Origin of the sequence: Nonomuraea rosea, assembly GCF_039539705.1 — a bacterium.
Taxonomy (GTDB): domain Bacteria; phylum Actinomycetota; class Actinomycetes; order Streptosporangiales; family Streptosporangiaceae; genus Nonomuraea; species Nonomuraea rosea.
Window position 1 is genome coordinate 1 of sequence record NZ_BAABDQ010000012.1, and the last position, 21,560, is coordinate 21,560.

Here is a 21,560-nt window from a genome sequence, read left to right on the forward strand (position 1 = left end):
ACCGCCTGGCCAGCGTCCGCTACGCCGACCGCATCTACGTCCTCGACCACGGCAAGATCACCGAACAAGGCGACCACGCCACCCTCATGACCCTCGACGGCCTCTACGCCGACCTCTACACCCTCCAAGCAAGCGCCTACCGATGACCAGGGGCCTGGAGGTTCCGCGATTCCGTGAGCAAGTGCGGCTGATCATGAGCTCAAGCCGCCTCGTCCGCTGAATCGCGAGCGGGGACCAGCCGCAGGCTGCCGGACGGGGTCTTCTCGTCGGGGAAGACCCACTTCCGGAGCGCCCAGAAGCGGAAGACCATGGCGATCAGCGTGCCGATGATCTGCGCGCTCACGAAGTCGGCGATCTCCTGGGTCACCAGGCTCACCTCCGGGGTCTCCAGGCGGAATACGTACCGGGAGATCCAGAGCGGCGCGGAGCTGAGCAATAGACCGACGCCACTGACCAGGAAGAACAGCGCCGCCTCGTGGCGGCGCTCGCGGCCGCCCCTGGTCCGGAACGACCATTCGCGGTTCAGCACGTAGGACACGATCGTCGCCACGAGCACCGCGATGATCTTTGCGGTCACCGGCTTCGGTTCCAAAACGGTGAGCTTCAGTCCATAGAACACCGTGTTGTCCACTAAGAACGCTGTTCCACCCACCACCGCGAACTTCAGCAGTTCACGGTGCTTCAGTGCGAGTGCGTGCAGCGGTTCCGGCAATCTCGCGAGTACGGCCTTTGCTATTCGGAGCACCCCCGATCTTCCCATCAGTCGAACGGCCTGGTGACAAGATCCACGGACACCGGCTTGTCCGGCTTAGCGGGCCGAATGACGGACCTGACGCATACGCACAGACCACCACTGAGATCGCCCAGCTCGTCGACGGCGGCCTCAACCGCTCCGTATTGACGATGCTAGCTATTTCAGTCATGATTGAAATGACTAGCAACCAGGAGGAGGCTCATGCATCGCCGGACACCCAAGCTGGGGCTGATTCAAGAAACGCTGCTGCTCACCCTCCACGCCAAGGCCCTGGACGCCAGGCGGCCCAGCCCGATCCTCGGCGACACGCTCTCCGCCGAGCTGGCCGGCACCATCGACTACGACTTCGCCAAGCTGAAGGTCAAGCCCAGTCTCGTCGTCACGACCGCACTGCGCGCCAAGAAACTCGACGACGTCGTCCGCGCCTACGTCGCCGCGCACCCTGAATGCGTGGTGCTCGATCTGGGATGCGGCCTGGACACCCGGATGTTCCGCTGTGACCCTCCGCCGAACGTCGACTGGTACGACATCGACTTCCCCGAAGTCGTGGATCTCCGCTCCGAGTGCCTCCCCAGCCGTTCCCGTCTGATCGGAGGCGACCTCACGAAGCCCGGCTGGCTCGAAGCCATCCCCGGCGACCGGCCGGCAGTGATCATCGCCGAAGGGCTGCTCCCGTTCATGCCCGGCGACTCGTTCCAGCGAATGACCCGCGAGCTGACCAGCCACTTCCCATCGGGTGAACTCGCGCTCAACGGCTATACCCGATTCGCCGCCTGGGCCATGAAGTACCACCCGACCATCAAGACGCTCGGCATCAAGGCCGCCCAGGGCTTCGACGACCCGCACGAGCCCGAGAGCTGGGGCGCGGGCCTCGAACTGGTCGAGGAGGACATGCTGACCCGCGCACCCGAAGTAGCGCGGTTCCCGCAGCCGCTGCGCGCGCTCACCCGGCTCACCGCCCGCAGCACGGCCCTGTCACGACAGGGAGCGCGCATACTCCGCTACCGGTTCTGACCCGCACCAGCCCCGCCCGCAGTCCGGCGGACCTCTCAGGAACGTACTTGCACAATGTTCAAGTAGGGCCTACCTTTTCGACTTGAACATTGTGCAAGTCGATTCGCCAGGAGGCCCGTCATGCCGGTTCCCGTCGTCATCGCGTCGACCCTGCAATACCTGCTCGCGGCGACCTTCCTGGTCATCCCCGTCCTGGTCTTCACTCACGGCGGACCTGCTCAGCGAGCCGCCGAAGCAGCCGTATCCAGGCAAGGCGTCCCGCCGGGGGTCCTGGCCGAGCACCGGATCAAGATCGAGGAGAGCGTGGCGGAGCTGCTCTTCCCGGTCGCCATCGGCATCGCGCTGGCGACGCTGGCCTCGCTCGGGCTCGCCGGGAACGGGCCCGGCCGCATCCTGTCGTGGATCGCCGCGGCGCTCCTCATGACCGCCGGAGGCCTGGTCACCGGCAGCCAGCTGTTCGCGGCCCGGGTCGTCGAAGCCGCCTTCAGGAAGTCCGGCGACCCCGCCGTGCGCGGACTCGACGCGAGAGCGGTGATCGGCGCCGCTCAGGACGCGTTCCCCGCTGTGCTGAGGCCGCTCGTCGTGATCCGGTTCGCGCTCACGACGCTGGGCTCGCTCGCCGTCATCCTCCTGCTGGCCACCCCTGCGGCGGCCGCCTACTTCGGCTGACGCACGGGCCAGTGCCCGGCTACGGCGGCGTGGAGGCGGAAATTCGGCGGATCAGCCCATCACGTCTACCGCTCATACCGGTCGGCCGCGGCGGCCGGGGCGAAGCGTGGCGTGCAGAGCGCCACGATCACCATGGCCCCGATGACCAGCGGCACGTCGAGCAGGAAGATCCAGCGGAAGCCGGCGTACTCGGCGAGGATGCCGCCGATCACGGGCCCCGCGATCTGCCCCAGGACGACCGCCACGACCGGGATCACCAGAGCCGGCCACCACCGCGTGCCGCGGAAATGGGTCCTGATGAGCTCGAAGCCCGCCCGCAGCACGATCGCCGCCGCGAGCCCCTGCCCGAACCGGCAGGCGATCAGCATGCCCCCGTGCACCGCGAACGCGCACGCCGCCGACGCCAGGCCGAAGACGGCGAGCCCGCACAGGAGCACGCTCAAGCGCCCCTTCACCGGGATCAGGACGCCCAGGAGAGCTATGGGAAAGGCGTAGATCAGCCACACGGCGGACATCGGAGTCAGGGCGAGGTCAGTGATGATCACCTCTTGCGCGGCGGTCAGCACGGTCCAGTTCGCCGAGAAGATCGCCACACACAGGGTCAGGGCCGCGAGCATCTGCCATCGTCCGGTCACGGCCAGGACTGTACTGACTTCACTTGACGATCACTTGCAAACCGCCCGTTACCTCGCGATCACCCCGGCCGCCTGCACGTGGAGCGGACGGCGGCGAGGCGCGCCGCCAAGCCGTCGAGGATGGCGTTCAGCCCGAACTCGAACGTGCCCGCGTCGGGCAACGCGGGAGCCTGCTCCGGGATCGTGCGGGCGCGAAGGCGCGGAAAGGCTTGCGCGATCTCCGCGACGCGCGCGACGGTGTCGCGCAACTGCTGCTCCTCGTCCGCGCCGGCCCGGCGCAGGCGCGCCCGCCAGGCCTGCTCGGCCGCCTCACCGTGCGCGGCGCCGAGCACGAACATGAGGACCGTCGCGGCGGCCTGATCGGCGTCGGCGGGGCTGAACCCGGCGGATTCGTAGACCGCGAGGCACTGGTCGTCGTACCGGGCCTTGCCGGGACCGTAGACGAGATGCGTGCTCATGGCCGACACCATCCAGAAGTGCCTGCCGACCATGGCGTGCGCGCCCGCGGCCAGCGTCGCCGCGGCCGACCGCCAGCCGACCTCGGCCGGATCCGGCAGCTCGATTTCGTCCCATACGTGGTCGGCGGCGAGCACGACCAGGTCGTCCTTGCTCTTGACGTGCCAGTACATCGCCGTGGCCGCCGCGCCGAGCCGGCTGCCCAGCCGCCGCATGTTGAGGCCCTCGACCCCCTCGGCGTCCAGCACTTCCACGGCGGCCCTGACGATCTGTTCGCGGGTCAGCGTGTCGCGGGGCATGGCCACAACTTATCGGCGATCGCGGGGGTGCGAATCAGCGCGCGGCCATCCCGTGGCTTGCCCTTGACGCGCGGGTCAGGGGTTAGGGTCTCGACGCCTTGTCCGGTCGTACGTCTGAGGAGCGCAACGTGCCGTCCCTGCCGCGCATGTCAAGAGAAATCCGGCTCGCCGCCGTGCCCGCCGCCGGATCGCCCGGGCCGGAGCATTTCGAGCTCGCCGAGGTCCCGCTGCCCGTGCCGGACGAGGGCCGGGTGCTGGTCCGCAACCGGTTCTTCCACGTGTTCGCCGCGCTCCGCACCCTGCTCGGCGCGAGCGCGCGGGCCACGCCCGTGCCACCGCTGCACCCGGGCGACACCCTGTACGGCCCAGCGATCGGGGAGGTCGTGTCTGCTCCGGGCGGAAACGGGCTGCGGGCGGGTGACCTGGTCGCGCACCGGCTGGGCTGGCGCGAGTACGCGGTCGTCCCGGCCGGCCAGGTCAGTCCGCTGGGCGAGGCGCTGCCGGACCCCGTCGCGCACCTGGGGCAGGGCGCGCTCGCCTACACGGCGCTGACCAGAGATGCCGAGGTCAGGCCTGGGGACACGGTGTTCGTCTCGGGCGCGGCGGGCGGCGTCGGATCGCTCGCCGGGCCGATCGCCCGGCTGCTCGGCGCCGGCCGGGTGATCGGCAGCACCGGCTCGCGGGAGAAGGCCGACCGGCTGATCCGCGAGCTGCTCTCGCTGGGACTCACCATCGAGGACTTGCGCGGTTGCGCCGAACGCCTGCGCCTGCTGGACGACGACACCCTGCCGCCGCGCGGCGGCCCCGGCTGCAGCACGGAGAGCGGCGTGGCGGAGCGCAGGCTCGCCGATCTCGACGCGGAGATCGCCCGGCTGTCCCTGCTGCGCGAGCGACTCGCCGGGCGGGCCGGACGGGTAGAATGATCACGACCCCGGGCGGACGTACCGCCGGGGATTTTGCTTTTCATGTCCTCTCCCCATCGCGCGATCCTGAGCGCGGCCGTCCCCCTCCTCCTGTCCATGAGCGCCGGCACCGTCGCGCAGCTCATCGGCACCTCTCTGCTCGGACATCAGGCGACGGCCCAGCTGGCGGCGTTCGCGGTGGCCGGTGCGGTGCTCACGCCGGTCACCGCCGCGGTGTCCGGCGCGCTGCGGGGCATGGCGCCGTTCATCGCCCCCTTGCGCGAGACCCCCGCCGAAGCCCTGCCGATCCTGCGGGACGCGCGCTGGCTGAGCATCGCGATCGGAACGGCCGGTGCGGGCGCCGTGCTCGCCGTGCCGCTGATCGCGCGAGCGGCCGGGACGCCCGATGAGGTGACGGCCGAGCTCGGCGCCCTGCCGCTGCTGCTCGCGCTGCAGGTGCTGCTGTTCTCGGCGGGCGGGGGCGCCAACGGGATGCTGATCGCGCTGGGCCGCAGCCATCAGGTGCTCTGGTCGAGCCTGTCGAGCACCGCCGCCGGGGTGATCCTCTCCCTCGTCCTCGTGCCCAGGATCGGGCTCCCGGGCACGGGCCTCGCCATGCTGGCGTCCAGCGCCGTGGCCGTCACCGTGTCGAACACCCTGCTGCTCCGCCTGCCCGAGCTGGCCGGGCAGCCGTCATGGCTCGGGCGGCCGCGACCGCGGGAGATCCTGCGCATGGCCAAGGTCGGCCTGCCGATGTCCGCCACGATCCTGATCAAGTTCACGGTCATGGGCGGCGTGACCTACGCCGCCGCGCGGACGGGGACGCAGGGGGCCGCCGCGCACGCCATTCTCGGATCCCTCGGCGGGTTCCTGACGCTGACCGCGTTCGCCGTCGGGCAGGCCGCCACGCCGGAGATCGCCAGGGCCGCCTCCGCCGCGGAGGCCCGCAGGATCAACCGGGCGGCGCTGGCGATCGGGACGGCCGGGGTGCTCGCCGGGGCGCTGGTCCTGCTCGTCGCCGGGCGGGCGGTGCTGGGGCTGTTCACCTCGGACGCGGACGTGGCCGGCGCGGCCTTCGCCCTGCTGCCGCTGCTGGTCGCGTACTCGGTGGTCAACGGCGGCGGGATCGTGACGTCGGCGGGGATGGTGGCGCTCAAGCGTTCGGCCTGGAGCCTGGGCTCGGCCGTGGCCGGGCACGGGCTGCTCGCCCTGGCGATGATCCCGGTGACGGCGGCGTTCGGGCTGGCCGGGCTGTGGACGGCGCTGACCCTCGGCAGCGCGCTCATCTTCGCGATGCAGGCCGGCGGTTTTCTGCGGCACCGCTGACGCCTCCGCTGTCCGGCCCGGAGCGGAGGCGCCTCATACAGACGGATCAGAATGCGGTCAGCAGGCGGAGAGCATGGTGCCCAGCGCCGACTTCTCCGTGTTGTCGAGGCTCAGGCCCCAGTACCACTTGACCTGGATCCAGGCCCGCGCGTAGCGGCAGCGCTCGGCGGCGCGCGGCGGCTGCCATTCGGCCGGGTCCCGGTCGGACTTGGACTGGTTGACGTTGTCGGTGACGGCCCACAGCTGCGGGCCGCCCAGGTCGTTGGCGAACTGCTGGCGCCGCGCGGTGGTCCACGCCCACGCGCCGGAGGCCCAGGCCTCCGCCAGGGCCACCATGTGGTCGATGTCGACGTCGCTGGCGGCGGTCCAGGTGGCGCCGTCGTACGGGCTGTACCAGCTACCGGAGGTGGCGGCGCAGGAGGAGTTGGTCACGACGTTGGTGCCGTCGCGCTTGAGCACTTCCTCGCGGGTGTTGCAGGAGCCGCTGACGGTGCTCCAGTGCGGGAACAGGTCACGGTCGTACGTGCTGCTGTGGGACTCGGCGGCCACGGCGATGGAGCCGAGGCGGGAGGCGGCGGTGGCGGCGGAGGGGATGTTCGGGGGGATGGCGGCGGCCGGCTGGGTGGTGATGGCCAGGGTCACCGCGGTGGCGCAGGCGATGCCGAGGACGGCGGATAACGCGCGGTTGCGACGCATGAGGGGATGCCCCTTCTGCCGCCGTCCTCGGACGGGCGCAGACGCCGGTCAGGGGGGCGAGGAAGGCGGGCACCTTGACGGTGACAGCGTCCAGTTGGTCCATATATGGCCAGGTTTGCCGAGCCGGACCGGGGCTGTTGATGGACTCATGACATTGGTCGTCAGGACGTCGCCGACGGGCTCGTCAATGTTGGAACGCTCTTCACCGGCAGGTCACCGGAGGGCCGCAGGTGGCGGCGGCGCGCTACGTCGGAGGGGTCGAGGCGGTCAGGCCACGGTGACGTCGAGGAAGATCGGCCTCTTGCCCGCGAGCAGCGGCGTCCCGTCCGCGTCGGTCATCTTCCAGAAGATCTTGCACCTGCCGGGCGCATCGGACGCGCGCACGCGTACGGTGATGTCGACCGGCTCGCCGGGCAGGACGGGACCGATGCCGACGCGCTTGGGCGCCCGGCAGGGGGTGTCGTTCATTCGCGTGAGATAGCGGTCCTGCCACGGCACGGTGCCTGTGTTGCGGATCCGCCACGTCTTGTCGAAGTCGGACCCCTTCTTCACCACGCTGCCGTCCGGATAGGTGACGTCCCGCTCGAAAGCGGAGTCGTCGCGCGGCGCGGGGGTGGCCGGGGTGGGGGCGGTCTGCGGGGGAGCGGGCTCGTCCGCGCCGAAGGTGAGGAACCAGGCGAGGAGCACGGCGCCGACGCCCACCACGCCGGACGCCGTCGCGAGCACCGTCAGCTTCCGAGGGCGGCGGTGCGGGACGCTGGGTTCGGGTGGCTCCGGGGGCAACTGATCCGGCATGCGGGCCTCATTCGCGGAGTCGCCGGTGATCCCGGCCTGCTCCCAGTACGCCCGCCACTCCCGTCTGGCCTCGTCCTGATCCTGCCCCAGCCGATCGACCGCCAGCACGCGGACGAACTCCCACGTCGTCTCCCACGTCGGCAGCGCGCTCCCACGGGCGGCGGCGGCCAGCGACGACTTCGAGGCGGCGGCCCCGAGCCGGGCGGCCATGTCCGCGAACGACGGATCGCCCGCCTGCTCCTTGAGCTGCCACAGGCGGTGCGCGAGGAGCGCGACGGGGCCGGACTCCGGATCAGGCCGGATGGGCTTGCGCCCACGCCGCGAGCCTGCCCCTTCGTCCTCCAGACCGGACGACTCCGCCATCCCACCTCTGCTTCGGTCGACACCGGCATGCACCACGTCAAGACCAAATGAGGTTACCAAAGTCATCCACTGTGAACGACTCGTCACGGAGAGATAGGACTCCGGCCGAGCGGACACCCCCGTGTATCCACTCGGCCGAGCCCCCGAAGGGCGTACGGCGGCGCGTCAGCCGCAGTGGGAGACTTCCTTGATGGACTGCACCGTCGGGTGCGGGCCCTTGAACTTCTTCTTGTCGAAGTCGCCGCCGCGCACCCAGATGCACGCGTCACTCGCCTGCGCGACCCGGATCTTGATGCCCCGGGAGTGCTTGCAGCGGTTGTGGAAGTAGACGGTGACGCTGGAGGTGCCGTCGTCGCCGTAGGAGTAGCGGAAGCAACGGGTCTTTCCGCGTACGACGTCGAGCGCCTGCTGTGCCCCGGCGGCGACGGCCACGTTCGCGGCCGGCGCGGGTGCGGCGATCGACGCGGGCGCCGCGGCGGAGTAGGCGAACATCGAAGCCGCCAGGGAGGCCACCGTGAACGTCGCCTTCGTGCGGATCCTCATGAGACTTTCCCCCTATTCGATTGGGCTTGCCGTTCTTTCCTGCTCACACTTTCGCCCGCCGCCGCCGGACCTGCCAAGGGATTTAAGGACGACGAATGTCCGCGCATTGTCCAACGGCCGCTGGACAATCGAATCCGCAGGTGAATGGCCGGTTTGAAGAAACGCATCCACGTTCTGGATTTGCGCGGTCCGGCGCTTGACGGGTGGCCTATCAGTGATTAAGGAAGTGGCAATGCGCCGGGGGTGGAAATCCGCGCCGCGGCGTTCTAGGGCGCAGCACGACGCGGCAGTCGTCGCCCGGCACGTTCGAGACCGCCCGCCAGCGGATCTGCTCGTCGCGCTGCTCCGCCGGCTCCAGCGTCGCCGCCCGGGTGAAGACTTGCAGGAACGTCTTCATCAGCATGAGCGCCAGCCGGTCGCCGATGCAGGTGCGCCGGCCGCCGCCGAACGGCATCCACCCGTAGCCGCCCGGCCGCCTGGCGAGCCAGCGTTCCGGGCGGAACTCGGCCGGATCCGGATAAAGGGCGGGATCGTGGTGCAGGGCCCGGATGTGGACCAGAACCGCCGTGCCCGGCCGCAGCACCCGACCGCCCAGCTCGAACGGCCGCATCACCTGCCTGCCGAAGAACGCCACCGGCGGACGTACCCGCAACGCCTCGTAACAGACGGCGCTCACATAAGCATCCCCACCGTCCGTCGCCTCGCAGTCCGGAACAGCCTCGCCGTCCGGATCAGCCTCGCCGTCCCGGGCGGCCGCGTCGCTCTCCGCGGTGAGCCGCCGCAGGGCGTCCGGGTGGCGGACCAGGCGCTCGAACGTCCACGCGAGCCCCGTCGCCGTCGTGGTACGCGCACCCGCGATGATGCTCATCACCTGATCGCGCAGCACCTGATCGGTGAGCCGGGCCCCGCGCTCGTCACGGGCCCGCATCAGCACGCCGAGCAGGTCGTCCCGGTCCTCGCCGCGCCGCCGCCTGCGTTCGACCTCCGCGTAGATCAGCCCGTCGCACTCGCTCTTCCTGCGGTGGAACGACGGCCACAGCGCGATCCCCCCGGCATGCCGCAGCATGTAGCGCACGGTGATCTCGGAGGAGACCGCCCGCCGGAACACCTGCCACAGCGCCCCCATCCACTCGTCGAACTGCCGGGGCTGGTCGACGCCGATCGTAAGCGCCAGGATCGCCTCCATCATCGCCGTGCGCAGCCGCGGCCCGAGGGCGAACGGCTCGCCGGCGGGGCACCCGGCCACGACCCGCTCCGCGAGCGACTCCGTCATCTCCCGCATCAGGGGCAGCGACTGGGGCCGCAGCGCGGGCAGCATGATCTGGCGCAGCCGGCGATTGCCGTCCGGGTCGAGGACCGCGAGCCCCTGCCGGCCGATGATGGGCTCCTGCACGCGGTTGACCTCGACGTCGTCGATGACGTCGCCGGAGGCGAGCAGGACCTGCCTGATCAGGGCGGGGTCGCGGACCATCACGCTCCTGCCGACGCCGGGGATCCACAGGCCGAACATGCTGCCCGTACGGCCGAACATGTCGTCCACGACCCGCTCGCCCAGCATCAGCGCGGCCGGCATGACCGCGGTGCCCGCCCAGGACTCCCAGAACGGTGGCGCGGACGCGTCAGGCATCGGACCTCCTCGTGCGGCGGGCGACCGGCCCGCGCGGTGTGCGTACGGGCAGCCCCAGGCGCCCGGCGACGGTGCCGACGGCCTCCAGCAGGCGGTCGACGTGGGCGTCGGTGTGCGCGGCGGTGACGCTGAGCCGGATCAGTGCCTTTCCCTCGGGGACGCTCGGTGGCAGCATGGCGTTGGCCAGAATCCCCTCCTGGAACAGCTCGGTCCAGAAACGGCAGCACAGCAGGCCGTCTCCGACCTGGAGGGGAACGGTCGGCGTGCCGTGGGCGGGCACGTCGAAGCCGAGCGCGGCCAGGCCGTCGCGCAGGCGGCCGGCGGAGGCGAGGACGCGGCGGCGGCGTTCGGGCTCGGTGCGGATGATGCGCAGGGAGGTCAGCGCGGCGGCGGCGCAGGCGGCGGGCAGCGAGGCCGAGAACAGCGCTGCTCGCGAGCTGTGCCGCAGGTAGTCGATGACCTGGCGGGGCCCGGCGACCGCGCCGCCGAGGGTGCCGAAGCACTTGGAGAAGGTGACCGTCTGCACGTCGACCGCCGACTGCCGCCCGTGGTGCTCGGCGGCGCCGCTGCCGCGCGGGCCCAGCAGGCCGACGTCGTGGGCGCTGTCGATGATGACGCGGGCACCGTGCCGGTCGGCGAGATCCGCGATGCCGGGCAGGTCGCACAGGTCACCGGTGACCGAGAACATGCCTTCGGTGAGGATGAGACGCCCGCCGCCCTGGTCGGCGGACTCCAGGAGGCGGCCGAGGTGGGCGGTGTCGTTGTGGCGGTAGCGCCGCAGCTTCGCCTGGCCCAGCCGGGCGGCCTCGATGAGCGAGGCGTGGATGTGCCGGTCGGCGAGCAGCAGGTCGCGCGGCCCGAACAGCGGGGCGAGCGCGAGATTGGCCTGATAGCCGGTGGAGACCACCATCGCCGCCTCGTGGCCGAGGAACTCGGCGAGCTCACCCTCCAGGGTGTGGTGCAGCGTCAGCGTGCCGTTGAGCACCCGGGAGCCGGAGTTGCCCGCGCCGAGCCGCCGGAGCGCGTCGGCGCCCGCGGCCTTCACCCGCGGGTCGTTCGACAGCGCCAGGTAGTCGTTGGAGCCGGCCATGAGCACGCGGCGGCCGTTCATGACGACCTCGCCGTATTGCAGCCGCTCCTCGACCGGCAGGTAGTAGGGGTAGAGGCCGGAGGCGATAAGTGCCTCGATCTCCTGGGGGAGCCGGCATTTGTCGAAGGCGTCCGTCACCGTGTTGGACTCACCATCCCGCTCGCGAGCATGCCAATGATCACCTTCCACCACGCGACTGTTGCTGACAGTAAGCAAGCGTAATAGTAGAGTAATCGCCGCATGCGTGGATCAAGGATGCTGAACGAGTGGCGGCTGAGCCGCGCCTTCACGCGCCTTCACCGCCCCAATCTGTAAAACAAAGGACATTTGCATGAGTGATGACGAAGTGTTCCAAGAGCTGCGCGTTATCTGCGCGAAGATCCTTTCTGTCGACCCCTCGGACATCACGCAGGACGTCGACCTGCGCGAGGAGCTGGAGGCCGACAGTCTCGACATGGCCGAGCTGGCCGCCGCGACAGAAGACCGCTTCGCGCTCATCGTGGACCTCGACACCGCCAAGCAGGCCCGCACGCTCGCGGACGTGGTCACCCTGGTCCGGGCCGCTTCCTGATGCACCAGCGGACCCGCGTCGCGGTCACCGGACTCGGCGTGCGCACCCCGGCGGGCAACGATCTCAAGACGTTCTGGAGCACGCTGATCGACGGGCGGTCCACCGCGCGCACGATCAGCTCGTTCGACACCACCGGCCTGCCGGTCGACTTCGCCTGCCAGGTGCTCGACTTCGACCCGGCCGACTACGTGACGGGCAGGCAGGCGCGCCGGATGGACCGTACGACGCTGCTCGCCGTGTGCGCCGCCGCCGACGCGATCGCCGACGCGGGACCGGCGGGCGTCGTGCCCGAGCGCCGTGCGGTCGTGACCGGCACGGGGCTGGCCGGCAACGAGACCACCGAGACCGCCCTGCTCGGGTACGAGACGTACGGGCGGCCGTCCGCGTTGTACGTGCCCAAGGTCATGCACAACGCCGCCGCCGCCTTCATCAGCATGGAGCACCGGATCCTCGGCCCCAGCCTCACGGTGTCCACGGCCTGCGCCTCCGGCGGCCACGCGATCGGCGAAGGGCTGCGCCTGCTGCGCGACGGCTCGGCCGACCTCGTGGTCGCCGGAGGCGCGGAGGCGTGCGTGTCGGCGACGATCCTGCTCGCCTTCCACCGGTGCGGCGCGCTGTCGCAGCGCGTGTCGGACCCGGAAGGCGCCGCCCGCCCCTTCGACGCCGCCCGCGACGGGTTCGTCCTGGCCGAGGGCGCCGCGTTCATGGTGCTCGAACGCCTCGACGACGCCGTACGCCGCGGCGCCCGGGTGTACGCCGAGCTGTCCGGCTACGGCCGCACCTCCGACGCCCACCACCTGACGTCGCCCGACCCCGACGGCGAGGGCGCGGAGCGCTGCGTCCGCCAGGCGCTGGCCGACGCGGGCCTGTCCCCGGAGGAGGTCACGCACGTGAACGCGCACGGCAGCGGCACGCAGCTCAACGACGTCACCGAGGCCCGGCTGATCGCCCGGCTCTTCGGCCAGGTCCCCGTCACCTCGACCAAGAGCATCGTCGGCCACGCGATCGGCGCGGCGGGAGCGATCGAGGCCGTGGCCGGCGCGCTGACGCTGCACGAGCTCCTGGCGCATCCCACCATCAACCTGGAGAACCAGGACCCCCGGTGCGAGATCGACGTGGTACGCCGCCCGCGTCCCATCGCGCCGGGCGCCGTGCTGTCCAACTCGTTCGCGTTCGGGGGCCACAATGCCAGCCTCGTCTTCACCCCGGCAGACGGCTGAGCCGCTGGGCGCGGTGGCGGAGCCCGTACGCACGCGCCGCGCGCTCAGGGACTTCGTCGAGCTGCCCTACCGGCTGCACGGCGCCGACCCCTGCTTCGTGCCGCCGCTGCGCGGCGACTGCCGGCGCCTGCTCGACCGGCGGCGCAACCCGTTCTTCGCCTACGGCGCGGCCGAGCTGTTCACCGTACGGCGGGCGGGGCGGGTGGCCGGGCGGGTCGTCGCCGTGGACAATCCCCGGCACAACGCCGCTCATCAGGCACGTGACGGGTTCTTCGGCCAGTTCGCGTGCGTGGACGACGAGCCGGTCGCCGAGGCCCTGCTGTCGGCCGCCGCGGACTGGCTGCGCGCTCGCGGGCTCGGGACCATGCTCGGGCCGGTCGATCTCACCACCCACGGGGAGTGCGGGCTGCAGGTGGACGGCTTCGGCTCCCCGCCGATGGTGATGATGCCCTACAACCCCGCCTACTATCCGGGCCTGCTGGAGTCCTGCGGGCTCGGCAAGGCCAAGGATCTGTGGACGTGGTCCCATGAGCTGGGCCCGCTCGACGAGCGGCTGGCGCGGATCGCGGGGCAGGTGCGGCGGCGGCACGGGCTCACCGTACGGACTCTCGACATGACGGACTTCGACGCCGAGGCGCTGCGCATCAAGCACGTCTACGACCGCGCGTGGCAGCACAACTGGGGCTTCACGCCGATGACCGAAGCCGAGTTCGCCGCGCTGGCGCGCCGCCTGCGCGGGATCATCGATCCCGCGCTCATCCACCTGGCCGAGATCGCGGGCGAGCCGGTGGCCGTCGCCCTCGTCCTGCCGGACGCCAACCAGGCGCTGCCCGCCGCGCGTGGCCGCCTGAGCAGCTTCGGCCTGCCGATCGGGCTGATCCGGCTGGTCCTGGCGGCCCGCCGGATCGACCGTACGCGCGCCGTGCTCTTCGGCGTCGTCCCGCGCCTGCAGGGGCGCGGCATCGAGACGCTGCTCTTCACCCGGGCGTACGAGTCGATCAAGGCTCGCGGGTACACCGGGGGTCTGGAGCTCGGCTGGACGCTTGAGGACAACGAGGCCGTCAACCGCTACCTGGTCGCCGGCGGCTGCACGCACACCAAGACGTACCGGATCTACCAGCGGGCCCTGTGACGGAGGCGGGCGTGCATTACCTGGTCACCGGGGCCACCGGGTTCGTCGGCGGGCGGCTGACCCGGATGATCCTGGCGCGCGGCACCGCCGTCACGGCGCTGGCCAGGCCCTCGGACCGCGCGCGGGCGCTGCGCCGCCTCGGTGTGCGGGTCGTGCACGGTGACCTCGGCACCGGCCAGGGGCTGGCCGAGGCGCTGCGGGGCGCCGACCGGGTGATTCACCTGGCCGCCGTCGTCAAGGCGCGCCTGGCCGCCGACTACTGGACGGTCAACCGCGACGGCACCGCTCGCCTGGTGCGGGCGCTGGCCGCGTGTCCCAGCCCGCCGCGCCTGGTGCTCTGCTCCTCCCTGGCCGCGGGCGGCCCCGCATCGCCGTACGGGGCCGCGCCGGTGTCGGTGTACGGCGCGAGCAAGCTGGCGGGGGAGCAGGCCGCCCGCGCCCTGGCCGGCCGGGTGCCGACGGTGATCCTGCGTCCCGGCATCGTCTACGGGCCGGGAGAGCCCGCGCTGCTGCCCGCGCTCCTGCCCATGATCCGGCTCGGCCTGGCGGTCAAGGCCGGGCTCGGCCCCCGCCGCTACTGCCTGGTCTATGTGGACGACCTGTGCGCCGCCCTGCTCGCCGCGGCCGGCCACGGCCGCACCGTCGAGCCCGGCGACCCGCGCGCCGGCCTCTACCCGATCAGCGACGGGGCCGTCTATCACTGGCGCGACATCTGCCGGGCGGTCGCCAGGGCTGCGGGCCGCCGCGACCCGCTGATGGTGCCGCTCCCGATGCCCGCCGTGTACGCCGCCGCCGCCCTGGCCGAGCTGGCCGGGGCCGCATGGGGGCGGGTGCCCGCGCTCAACCGCGACAAGGCCCGCGAGATGCGCTGCGCCGACTGGACCTGTGTGCCCGACGACGCGGTGCGCGACCTCGGGTTCGGTGCGACGGTCAGGCCTGCACAGGGATTCGCGGCCGCGCTCGGCGCACGCTGAGCCGCTCCGCGACGGCGTGGACGGCCAGCGCCACCGCGAGCCCGGCGACGACGTCGGAGACGTAGTGGTACCAGTCATACACGACGGCGGCGGTCAGCCCGAGGGTCAGGACCCACAGGACGATCCTGGAGACGCGGGAGAGGTGGCGGCGCAGGCACAGCAGCGTGATCCAGGCGCCCGCCACGTGCGGCGAGGGGAAGCACGTGCCGGGCGGGTCGAAGGTGGCCATGATCTGGCTCTGCAGGGGGGTGATCACGTATCCGTACGGCCGGTGCGCGGCGAACAGCTCCGGCGCCGCCGCGACGGGTCCGGCCAGCGGGACGGCGATGAACCCCAGGTAGCACGTCAGGAGCGTCAGCATCGCGGCGAACAGGTAGCGCTCGCCGAGTGCCCGGCGCCCCCGCGCGTAGAGCAGGAACGGGATCAGGAAGCAGCCGTAGAAGGAGAAGTAGCAGAACGTCAGCAGCTCCGTCAGGAGCCGGCCGCCGACGGCTCCGGCGAGGACGTTCGATGAGCCGCCGAACAGCGAGGTCTCCCAGGCGATCACGGTGTCGTCGACGTAGTGTCCGTGCAGGATGAGGACCGTGCGGGCGGCTGCCGAGTACACGAAGGGGAGCACCAGGAGCGGGGCGGCGAACCTGGCGAGCGACACCGGCCGGTTGCCGGGGAAGCGTTGCGCGGCCCACTGCGCGGCGAGCAGGAACGACGCGGCGAGTGCGTAGCCGGCGAGGAGCGCGGCCCAGTCGGTGATGCTTTCTCGGGATATATAGACGATTATCGCCATTAGCCCGAAATATCCCAGCATTAGTGTCTCGACCGGTCGTATACCCATGAAAAACCTCGCATTTACGCCTGCGAAAACAAAGTAGTGTTGCGAGCGTGAATGGCGATATTACCGCTGACGGGGTGCCGCTTACCTTCGGGGATCATTATGTGTTGCGCCTGACTGCCGGGGTCGCGGACGATTCCCGGATGCATGTCGGGCTCGCCCTGCGCATGCCGGGATCCCCGCCGCCGCCTGCGGAGCTGCGCGAGCTCGTCGCCAAGAAGGTGGCGACGCAGGCGCCCGTGCTGGCCTGCCGCCTGGTGGGGAAGGGGCGGCGGGCGCGGTGGGAGCCGGATCCCGCGTTCGATCCGGCGTACCACGTCGAATACCACCGGGTGCCGCGGGGGAGCGACGTGCGGCAGGCGGCGGTGGAGGCCATGCGGGTCCGGGGGCTGCCCCGCGAGCGGCCGTTGTGGAGCCTGATGGTGCTCCATGGGCACGCCGACGACGAGCACCTGCTCTGCTATCGGGCACACCATGCCTTCCAGGACGGGATCGGCGTGATCAGCGCATTCCGGGCCCTGCTGGGCGACCATGAGCTGCCCTCTCCCGAAACCACCCCCGCCTGGTCCGGCTCCACGAACAGGGGTACGGGTGGCGGTGCGGGGGTGGGTGGGGCGCTGGCGGACCTGTTGCGGCTGGCCGGGCCGCCGCCGCGCTGGTTCAGCCCCGCCACCGGCGGGCCGGGACGCCACCTGCACGTCGTGGGCCTGGACATCGAGCCGTTCCACGACATCGCCCGCGCCACCGGGGCCAGCGTCGCCCAGATCGGCGTCTCACTCATCGCGGGTGCATTGCGCTCTTGGGGCTCGGGGAGGTCGGGGCAACCCCAGCCCGGGCCGGCCGCCGCCAGGAGCGTCGCAGGCGGTGGGCCGGGCGGAGGTGTTGCAGGTGGGCGGGACGTGGTGGTGGCGTTGCCGGTCGCGTTGCTGGGCCTCGGGCGGCATACCGGACTGGGCAACCACGCCGGGCTGATCCCCGTCACGCTGCCCTGCGGCGAGCCCGGCGCGATCGCGCGGCTGCAGCGCGTCGCCGCCCAGACGACCCTGCGCAGGCTCGGCGACGCGCGCCGCAAGGCCAGGGCGCTCTACCGCGTCCCCGCCCGGCTGACGGTGCCGCTGCTGCGGATGCTCTCGCCGCTCGCCTCGCTCGGGGAGGCGCGGCAGCTCAACGTCAGCGCCATTCACCTGGCCAGGTTCGGACACGGCGCGCGGGAGATGTTCGTGCTCCCGCCGCTGGCCCCGGGCGTGGCGGGCATGATCGTGGTCCTGCACGCGGGCGAGGCCGTGTCGTTCTCCGGGATCTTCGACGCGCGGGTGTCGCGGCCGGACGAGCTGATGGGTCTGCTGCGGCCGGCGCTCACAGAGCTCCACGCCGCGGCCACCAGATGACCTGCCCGATGTGGTGGGCCAGGGCCGGCACGAGCAGGGACCTGACGATGACGGTGTCGATGACGACCCCGACCGCCACCAGCATCCCGAGCTGGATGACGGGCACCAGCGGCAGCACGGTGAGCACGAAGAACGCCGCCGCGAGCACCACCCCGGCGGCCGTGATCACCCCGCCGGTCACGCGCAGCGCGTGCAGGGTGGCCTCGCGCGTCTCCAGCCGCGCGGCCTCCTCGCGCACCCGGGCCATCAGGAAGATGTTGTAGTCGATGCCGAAGGCGACCAGGAAGACGAACGCGTACAGCGCGAACCCCGCGTCCATGGCGGGATAGCCGAGCAGCTTCGTGAACAGCGCCGAGCAGAGCCCGAGCGTGGCGGCGAAGGACAGCACGACCGTGCCGATCAGCAGCAGCGGGGCCACCACCGAGCGCAGCAGGACGACCAGGATCAGCCCCACGACCAGCAGGATCAGCGGGACGATGAGGAGCGCGTCGTCGAGGGCGGCGTTCTTGACGTCGAGGAGCTCGGTCGCGAACCCGCCGACCAGCGCGGCGTCTCCCGCCGCCCAGCGCACGGCCTGCCGCAGGTCCTGCACGAGCACTTGCGCCTCATGGGTGTTCGGCTCGGCGGCCAGGACGACGTCGTGGACGCGCCACGTCGCGGGCGGGCCGGTGTGGACCGAGGTGACTCCCTCCACGCCCCGCACCGCGCTGGCGACCGCGGCGCTCACGCTCTCCTTGGACACGACCACCACGGGGGCGTTGGCCGGGTAGTGGCGCTCCAGCGCGTCGTGGCCCGCCACGGAGTCCGTACGCATGGTGAACAGCGCGGACGGCGGGATGCCCGAGGCGTCCACCGTGGCCAGCCCCAGGCAGAGCAGGGCCAGCAGCAGGGACGAGCCCACCCACGACAGCCGGGCGCGGCGGCCGACGAAGCCGGCGACGCTGGTCCACAGCCCGTCGCGGGCCGACTGCCCGGGCAGCGGCGTGGCCGGCCAGAAGACCCGCCGGCCCCCGAGGAGCATCAGCGCGGGCAGGAACGTCACCATCACCACCATGGTGATCAGGATCCCGATGGCGGCCACCGCGCCGATGGAGCGCAGCGCGTTGGTGTCGGCGACCAGGAGGCAGCCGACCCCGCCCGCGACGGTGAGCGCCGAGGCGACGACCGTGCGGATCCCGCCGGTCAGCGCGGCCCGCAGCGCCGCCGTCTGGTCGGCGGTCACCCGCAGCTGCTCGCGGTAGCGGGCGATGAGCAGGAGCGCGTAGTCGGTGGCCACCCCGAACACCAGCACGGTGAAGACCTCGGGAGTGGCGCCGCGCAGGGTCACCAGACCGGCCCGCGCGAGCGCGTAGACGGCCGCCGCCGAGCCGAGGTAGGCCACCACCACGGCGAGCATCGGGATCACCCAGAGGATGGGGCTGCGATAGACGGCGAGCAGGACCAGCAGGACGACGGCCAGGCTCAGGGCGAGGAGCGTGACGTCGATGTGGCGGAAGGATTCGACGTAGTCGGCCGCCATCCCGCCCGCGCCCGTCACGTAGCCGCTCAGCCCGGGCGGCCGGTCCGTCGTGACGATCTGGCGCAGCCGCTCGACCATCGGGCTGACGAGCACGCCCTGCTTGCCCGACAGCAGCACCGGCACCTGGAGCGCGTGCCCGTCCGGGCTGGGGATGGGCGTCATCTTCTCGTCGATCACGCCCGGCACCCCGGCGAACTGCCGGATGTGCCGCCTGACCGCCGCGTGGTCGGCGCGCCCGAGCGGCCCCGCGCGTTCGTAGACCACCAGGGTCGGGACCATTCTGCCGCCCTGCTTGGCGAGCAGGTCAAGCACCCGTGCCGACTCGGCGTCGCGGGCCAGCATCGAGGTGCCGCTGGTGATCCTGACGTCGTTGAGCTGACCGGTCGCGAGGACGGCGGCGACCGTGAGAGCGACCCAGCAGAATGCCACGCCTGCCGCGACTCTCCGCACTCGTGCCATACGCAACAAAAGCGACAATTTCCGGCCCGCCCCCCGCTGAATGGATACGGCGACTATACATTCGCGGGATTCGGTGAAGGGAAATGGCGAAACGCGGCGCGCTTTTAGGGAATGATGAAATACAAATGGCTATTAAATGGCGATAATTCGGGCTCCGTGCGCGGTGACGGCGGCTCTGGCAGGCTGGCGGTCATGGGATTCGGGATCCGCCAGTTCGAGCTGGCCTTGATGCACCGGATGCGGGACCTCAACCCCGATCGGGTGGAGGACGCGCTCGTCGGCATGGGCGCGTCGTGGGCCGAGCTGCGCGCCGCGCACACCACGTGGACGAAGATGGCCCACTCCAGCAGGGTCCCGCAGGGGCTGTCCATGCTGCGGCGGCTGCTCGGCCCGCCGGCGCACCGGGGCGAGCGGCCGATCGGGAGCCTGAGCTGCGAGGAGGTGCGCTGGGCGCTGCCGTCCTGGCCGGGCCTGGAGTTCGAGGTCCTGGCCGGGCCCGACCGCGCGGTGTGGAACCAGTGGTTCGTCCGCCCTGGCGGCGACGCGGCGCTGTCGTTCGCGGACCTGACCCCCTGGACCTGCGTCGTCGCCGACGTCGCCGCGAGCTTCCCAGGAGCGGTGCAGTGCGAGGGTGCGGCGCCGCACCACTGGGCGGTCGACTTCGCCCACGACGGTACGAACTACCGCGCCCGCTTCGTGTACGGCCTCTACCAGCGCCTCGACAAGGCGGACGGCTGACGGCGGCGCGGTGGCGGGGCGGCCGGCCGGCGGCGGCGCTGCGGCGAGGTGGCCGGCCGGCGGCGGCGCTCCGGTGCGAGGACCGGGGGCGCCACGCCGTCAGCGGTTGCTCAGCCGGGTGGCGAGCCGGTCGAGCGACAGGTTGATCAGGATGAAGATGGCCGCGATGAGGATCGCCGCCGGGATGATGTTGGAGAAGTTGGCCGCGATCCCGTTCAGCCCCCGGTCCACGAGCTCGTCGTAGCCGACGATGAGCCCCAGCGCCGAGTCCTTGAGCAGCACCACGAACTGGCTGATCACTGCGGGGAGCATGGCCTTCAGCGCCTGGGGCAGCAGGACGAGCCGCATCACCTGCCCCTTGCGCATGCCCATCGCGTACGCCGCCTCGCCCTGGCCCTTGGGCAGGCTGTGCACCCCGGCCCGGATGATCTCCGCGATCACCGACCCGTTGTAGAGCGTGAGGCCGAAGACGACCGCCGCGAACGCCGAGATGTTCACGCCCATCAGCGCGAACGACCCGAAGAAGGCGAAGAAGATCAGCAGGAGCAGCGGGACGGACCTGAAGAACTCCACGATCGCGGCGGCCGGCATCCGGACCCACCGGTGGTCCGACATCCTGGCGGTGGCGAACACGAGCCCGAACAGGCCCGCCAGCACCACCCCCGCCAGTGCCGCGCCGAGGGTTCCGGCCAGTCCCGGCAGGATGAACGTGACCCAGACGTCGCCTCGCAGCAGCGGCGTCCACTTCTCCGCCGCCCACTGGTCCTTGGCGTCGAAGCGCACGTAGACGACGTACGCCAGAGCCAGCAGCACGGCACCGACGAACACGGCCAGCAGCCGGTTGCGGCGGATCCCGCGTTGCCCGGGGACTTCGTACAGGTTGGCGTAGCTCATCGCGTCACCGCCAGTCGCCGGGACAGCCAGCCGAAGAGCAGCCCCATCGGCAGGCACAGCAGGACGAACCCGGCGGCGAATCCCAGAAAGATCTCAATGACCTGATCCCCGTACGTCTCGATCATCTCGCGCATCCGGACGGACGCCTCGGCCACGCCCACCACCAGCGCGATCGTGGTGTTCTTGGTCAGCGCGATCAGGATGCTGCCCAGCGGCGCCACCACCGCGCGGAACGCCTGCGGCAGCGTGACCAGCGCGAGCGTCTGGATGAAGCCGAGGCCCAGGGAGCGGGCGGCCTCGGCCTGTCCCACCGGCACCGTGTTGAGCCCCGAGCGCAGGGCCTCGCAGACGAACGCCGAGGTGTAGGCCGTCAAGCCGATGGAGGCGAGCCAGAAGTTGTTGGTCGCGATGTCGTCGGAGAGCTCCACGCCCAGGTTCGCTCCGACGCCCAGTCCGGTGAACAGCAGCACCAGGGTGAGCGGCGTGTTGCGGGCCACGACCACGTAGCAGTTCGCGGCGCCGCGCAGCGTGCCGAGCGGGGCGACCCGCATGGCGGCCAGCAACGTGCCCAGCACCAGGGAGCCGAGCGCGCTGACCGCCGTCAGCCGTACCGTCATCCAGAACGCGGCGAAGATGGTCTCGCGTTCGAGCAGCAGCGCTTCCATGA

22 protein-coding genes are annotated in these 21,560 nt (G+C 71.4%); 10 read left to right on the plus strand and 12 right to left on the minus strand.

From position 1 onward, the window contains the following. Positions 1-199 precede the first annotated feature (199 nt). The gene (locus ABEA43_RS26670; protein WP_345565927.1) at positions 200-712 is read right to left on the minus strand and encodes a GtrA family protein; all 513 of its coding nucleotides are present in this window, start codon (positions 710-712) and stop codon (positions 200-202) included. Between the two features lie 243 nt (positions 713-955). On the opposite strand from ABEA43_RS26670, the gene ABEA43_RS26675 reads away from it, so the two are divergent. Then, positions 956-1,768: a class I SAM-dependent methyltransferase gene (locus tag ABEA43_RS26675; protein WP_345565929.1), complete on the plus strand. Its 813-nt coding sequence runs from the start codon at positions 956-958 to the stop codon at positions 1,766-1,768. Positions 1,769-1,888: 120 nt separating this feature from the next. Beyond that, positions 1,889-2,437, plus strand: a complete 549-nt coding sequence (locus ABEA43_RS26680; RefSeq protein ID WP_345565930.1) for a hypothetical protein — start codon at positions 1,889-1,891, stop codon at positions 2,435-2,437. 65 nt (positions 2,438-2,502) lie between these two features. Here the strand turns inward: ABEA43_RS26680 and ABEA43_RS26685 are convergent, their stop codons facing one another. Then, positions 2,503-3,072, minus strand: coding sequence for an MFS transporter (locus ABEA43_RS26685; protein WP_345565931.1), 570 nt, complete (start codon positions 3,070-3,072; stop codon positions 2,503-2,505). A gap of 59 nt (positions 3,073-3,131) precedes the next feature. Further along, positions 3,132-3,827, minus strand: a complete 696-nt coding sequence (locus ABEA43_RS26690) for a TetR/AcrR family transcriptional regulator C-terminal domain-containing protein (protein WP_345565932.1) — start codon at positions 3,825-3,827, stop codon at positions 3,132-3,134. Between the two features lie 146 nt (positions 3,828-3,973). Between ABEA43_RS26690 and ABEA43_RS26695 the strand changes: the two genes are divergently transcribed. Both ABEA43_RS26695 and ABEA43_RS26700 read left to right on the plus strand, forming a co-directional pair. Further along, the gene (locus tag ABEA43_RS26695; RefSeq protein ID WP_345565934.1) at positions 3,974-4,750 is read left to right on the plus strand and encodes a hypothetical protein; all 777 of its coding nucleotides are present in this window, start codon (positions 3,974-3,976) and stop codon (positions 4,748-4,750) included. 42 nt (positions 4,751-4,792) lie between these two features. Beyond that, positions 4,793-6,055, plus strand: a complete 1,263-nt coding sequence (locus tag ABEA43_RS26700) for a hypothetical protein (protein ID WP_345565935.1) — start codon at positions 4,793-4,795, stop codon at positions 6,053-6,055. A 57-nt stretch (positions 6,056-6,112) separates the two neighbouring features. Here ABEA43_RS26700 and ABEA43_RS26705 read toward each other — a convergent pair whose 3' ends face one another. From ABEA43_RS26705 to ABEA43_RS26725, 5 genes are all read right to left on the minus strand, one after another. After that, positions 6,113-6,751 carry a GmrSD restriction endonuclease domain-containing protein gene (locus tag ABEA43_RS26705; RefSeq protein ID WP_345565937.1) on the minus strand — a complete coding sequence of 213 codons (639 nt, stop codon included), beginning with the start codon at positions 6,749-6,751 and terminating at the stop codon, positions 6,113-6,115. A gap of 267 nt (positions 6,752-7,018) precedes the next feature. Beyond that, complete coding sequence (locus tag ABEA43_RS26710; RefSeq protein ID WP_345565939.1) at positions 7,019-7,909, minus strand: NBR1-Ig-like domain-containing protein; 891 nt, start codon at positions 7,907-7,909, stop codon at positions 7,019-7,021. Between the two features lie 165 nt (positions 7,910-8,074). Next, positions 8,075-8,452 carry a hypothetical protein gene (locus tag ABEA43_RS26715; RefSeq protein WP_345565941.1) on the minus strand — a complete coding sequence of 126 codons (378 nt, stop codon included), beginning with the start codon at positions 8,450-8,452 and terminating at the stop codon, positions 8,075-8,077. 211 nt (positions 8,453-8,663) lie between these two features. Beyond that, complete coding sequence (locus tag ABEA43_RS26720; RefSeq protein WP_345565943.1) at positions 8,664-10,079, minus strand: cytochrome P450; 1,416 nt, start codon at positions 10,077-10,079, stop codon at positions 8,664-8,666. Further along, positions 10,072-11,358 (minus strand): aminotransferase class I/II-fold pyridoxal phosphate-dependent enzyme, encoded by a 1,287-nt coding sequence (locus ABEA43_RS26725; protein ID WP_345565944.1) that lies wholly within the window; start codon positions 11,356-11,358, stop codon positions 10,072-10,074. The genes ABEA43_RS26720 and ABEA43_RS26725 overlap by 8 nt, the downstream gene beginning before the upstream one ends. A 142-nt stretch (positions 11,359-11,500) precedes the next feature. Between ABEA43_RS26725 and ABEA43_RS26730 the strand changes: the two genes are divergently transcribed. The 4 genes from ABEA43_RS26730 to ABEA43_RS26745 are packed head-to-tail and all read left to right on the plus strand — an operon-like array spanning position 11,501 to position 15,066. Continuing rightward, complete coding sequence (locus tag ABEA43_RS26730) at positions 11,501-11,740, plus strand: acyl carrier protein (protein WP_345565945.1); 240 nt, start codon at positions 11,501-11,503, stop codon at positions 11,738-11,740. Next, the gene (locus tag ABEA43_RS26735) at positions 11,740-12,960 is read left to right on the plus strand and encodes a beta-ketoacyl-[acyl-carrier-protein] synthase family protein (protein ID WP_345565947.1); all 1,221 of its coding nucleotides are present in this window, start codon (positions 11,740-11,742) and stop codon (positions 12,958-12,960) included. Before ABEA43_RS26730 ends, ABEA43_RS26735 begins: the two co-directional genes overlap by 1 nt. Next, positions 12,926-14,092 (plus strand): hypothetical protein, encoded by a 1,167-nt coding sequence (locus ABEA43_RS26740; protein ID WP_345565949.1) that lies wholly within the window; start codon positions 12,926-12,928, stop codon positions 14,090-14,092. Before ABEA43_RS26735 ends, ABEA43_RS26740 begins: the two co-directional genes overlap by 35 nt. An 11-nt stretch (positions 14,093-14,103) precedes the next feature. Then, positions 14,104-15,066 (plus strand): NAD-dependent epimerase/dehydratase family protein, encoded by a 963-nt coding sequence (locus ABEA43_RS26745; RefSeq protein WP_345565951.1) that lies wholly within the window; start codon positions 14,104-14,106, stop codon positions 15,064-15,066. On the opposite strand, the gene ABEA43_RS26750 is transcribed toward ABEA43_RS26745, so the two are convergent. Further along, the gene (locus ABEA43_RS26750; RefSeq protein ID WP_345565953.1) at positions 15,023-15,850 is read right to left on the minus strand and encodes a phosphatase PAP2 family protein; all 828 of its coding nucleotides are present in this window, start codon (positions 15,848-15,850) and stop codon (positions 15,023-15,025) included. The two genes, ABEA43_RS26745 and ABEA43_RS26750, sit on opposite strands and share 44 nt — an antisense overlap. Positions 15,851-16,038: 188 nt before the next feature. Here ABEA43_RS26750 and ABEA43_RS26755 point away from each other — a divergent pair, with 188 nt between their 5' ends. Then, complete coding sequence (locus ABEA43_RS26755) at positions 16,039-17,283, plus strand: wax ester/triacylglycerol synthase domain-containing protein (RefSeq protein WP_345565955.1); 1,245 nt, start codon at positions 16,039-16,041, stop codon at positions 17,281-17,283. On the opposite strand, the gene ABEA43_RS26760 is transcribed toward ABEA43_RS26755, so the two are convergent. Continuing rightward, positions 17,252-19,231 (minus strand): MMPL family transporter, encoded by a 1,980-nt coding sequence (locus ABEA43_RS26760; RefSeq protein ID WP_345565956.1) that lies wholly within the window; start codon positions 19,229-19,231, stop codon positions 17,252-17,254. The two genes, ABEA43_RS26755 and ABEA43_RS26760, sit on opposite strands and share 32 nt — an antisense overlap. A gap of 222 nt (positions 19,232-19,453) precedes the next feature. Here ABEA43_RS26760 and ABEA43_RS26765 point away from each other — a divergent pair, with 222 nt between their 5' ends. Next, positions 19,454-19,999 carry a hypothetical protein gene (locus ABEA43_RS26765; RefSeq protein WP_345565957.1) on the plus strand — a complete coding sequence of 182 codons (546 nt, stop codon included), beginning with the start codon at positions 19,454-19,456 and terminating at the stop codon, positions 19,997-19,999. A 99-nt stretch (positions 20,000-20,098) separates the two neighbouring features. On the opposite strand, the gene ABEA43_RS26770 is transcribed toward ABEA43_RS26765, so the two are convergent. Next, positions 20,099-20,893 (minus strand): amino acid ABC transporter permease, encoded by a 795-nt coding sequence (locus ABEA43_RS26770; RefSeq protein WP_345565958.1) that lies wholly within the window; start codon positions 20,891-20,893, stop codon positions 20,099-20,101. Continuing rightward, positions 20,890-21,558 (minus strand): amino acid ABC transporter permease, encoded by a 669-nt coding sequence (locus tag ABEA43_RS26775; protein WP_345565959.1) that lies wholly within the window; start codon positions 21,556-21,558, stop codon positions 20,890-20,892. Before ABEA43_RS26775 ends, ABEA43_RS26770 begins: the two co-directional genes overlap by 4 nt. Between the last annotated feature and the right edge of the window lie 2 nt (positions 21,559-21,560).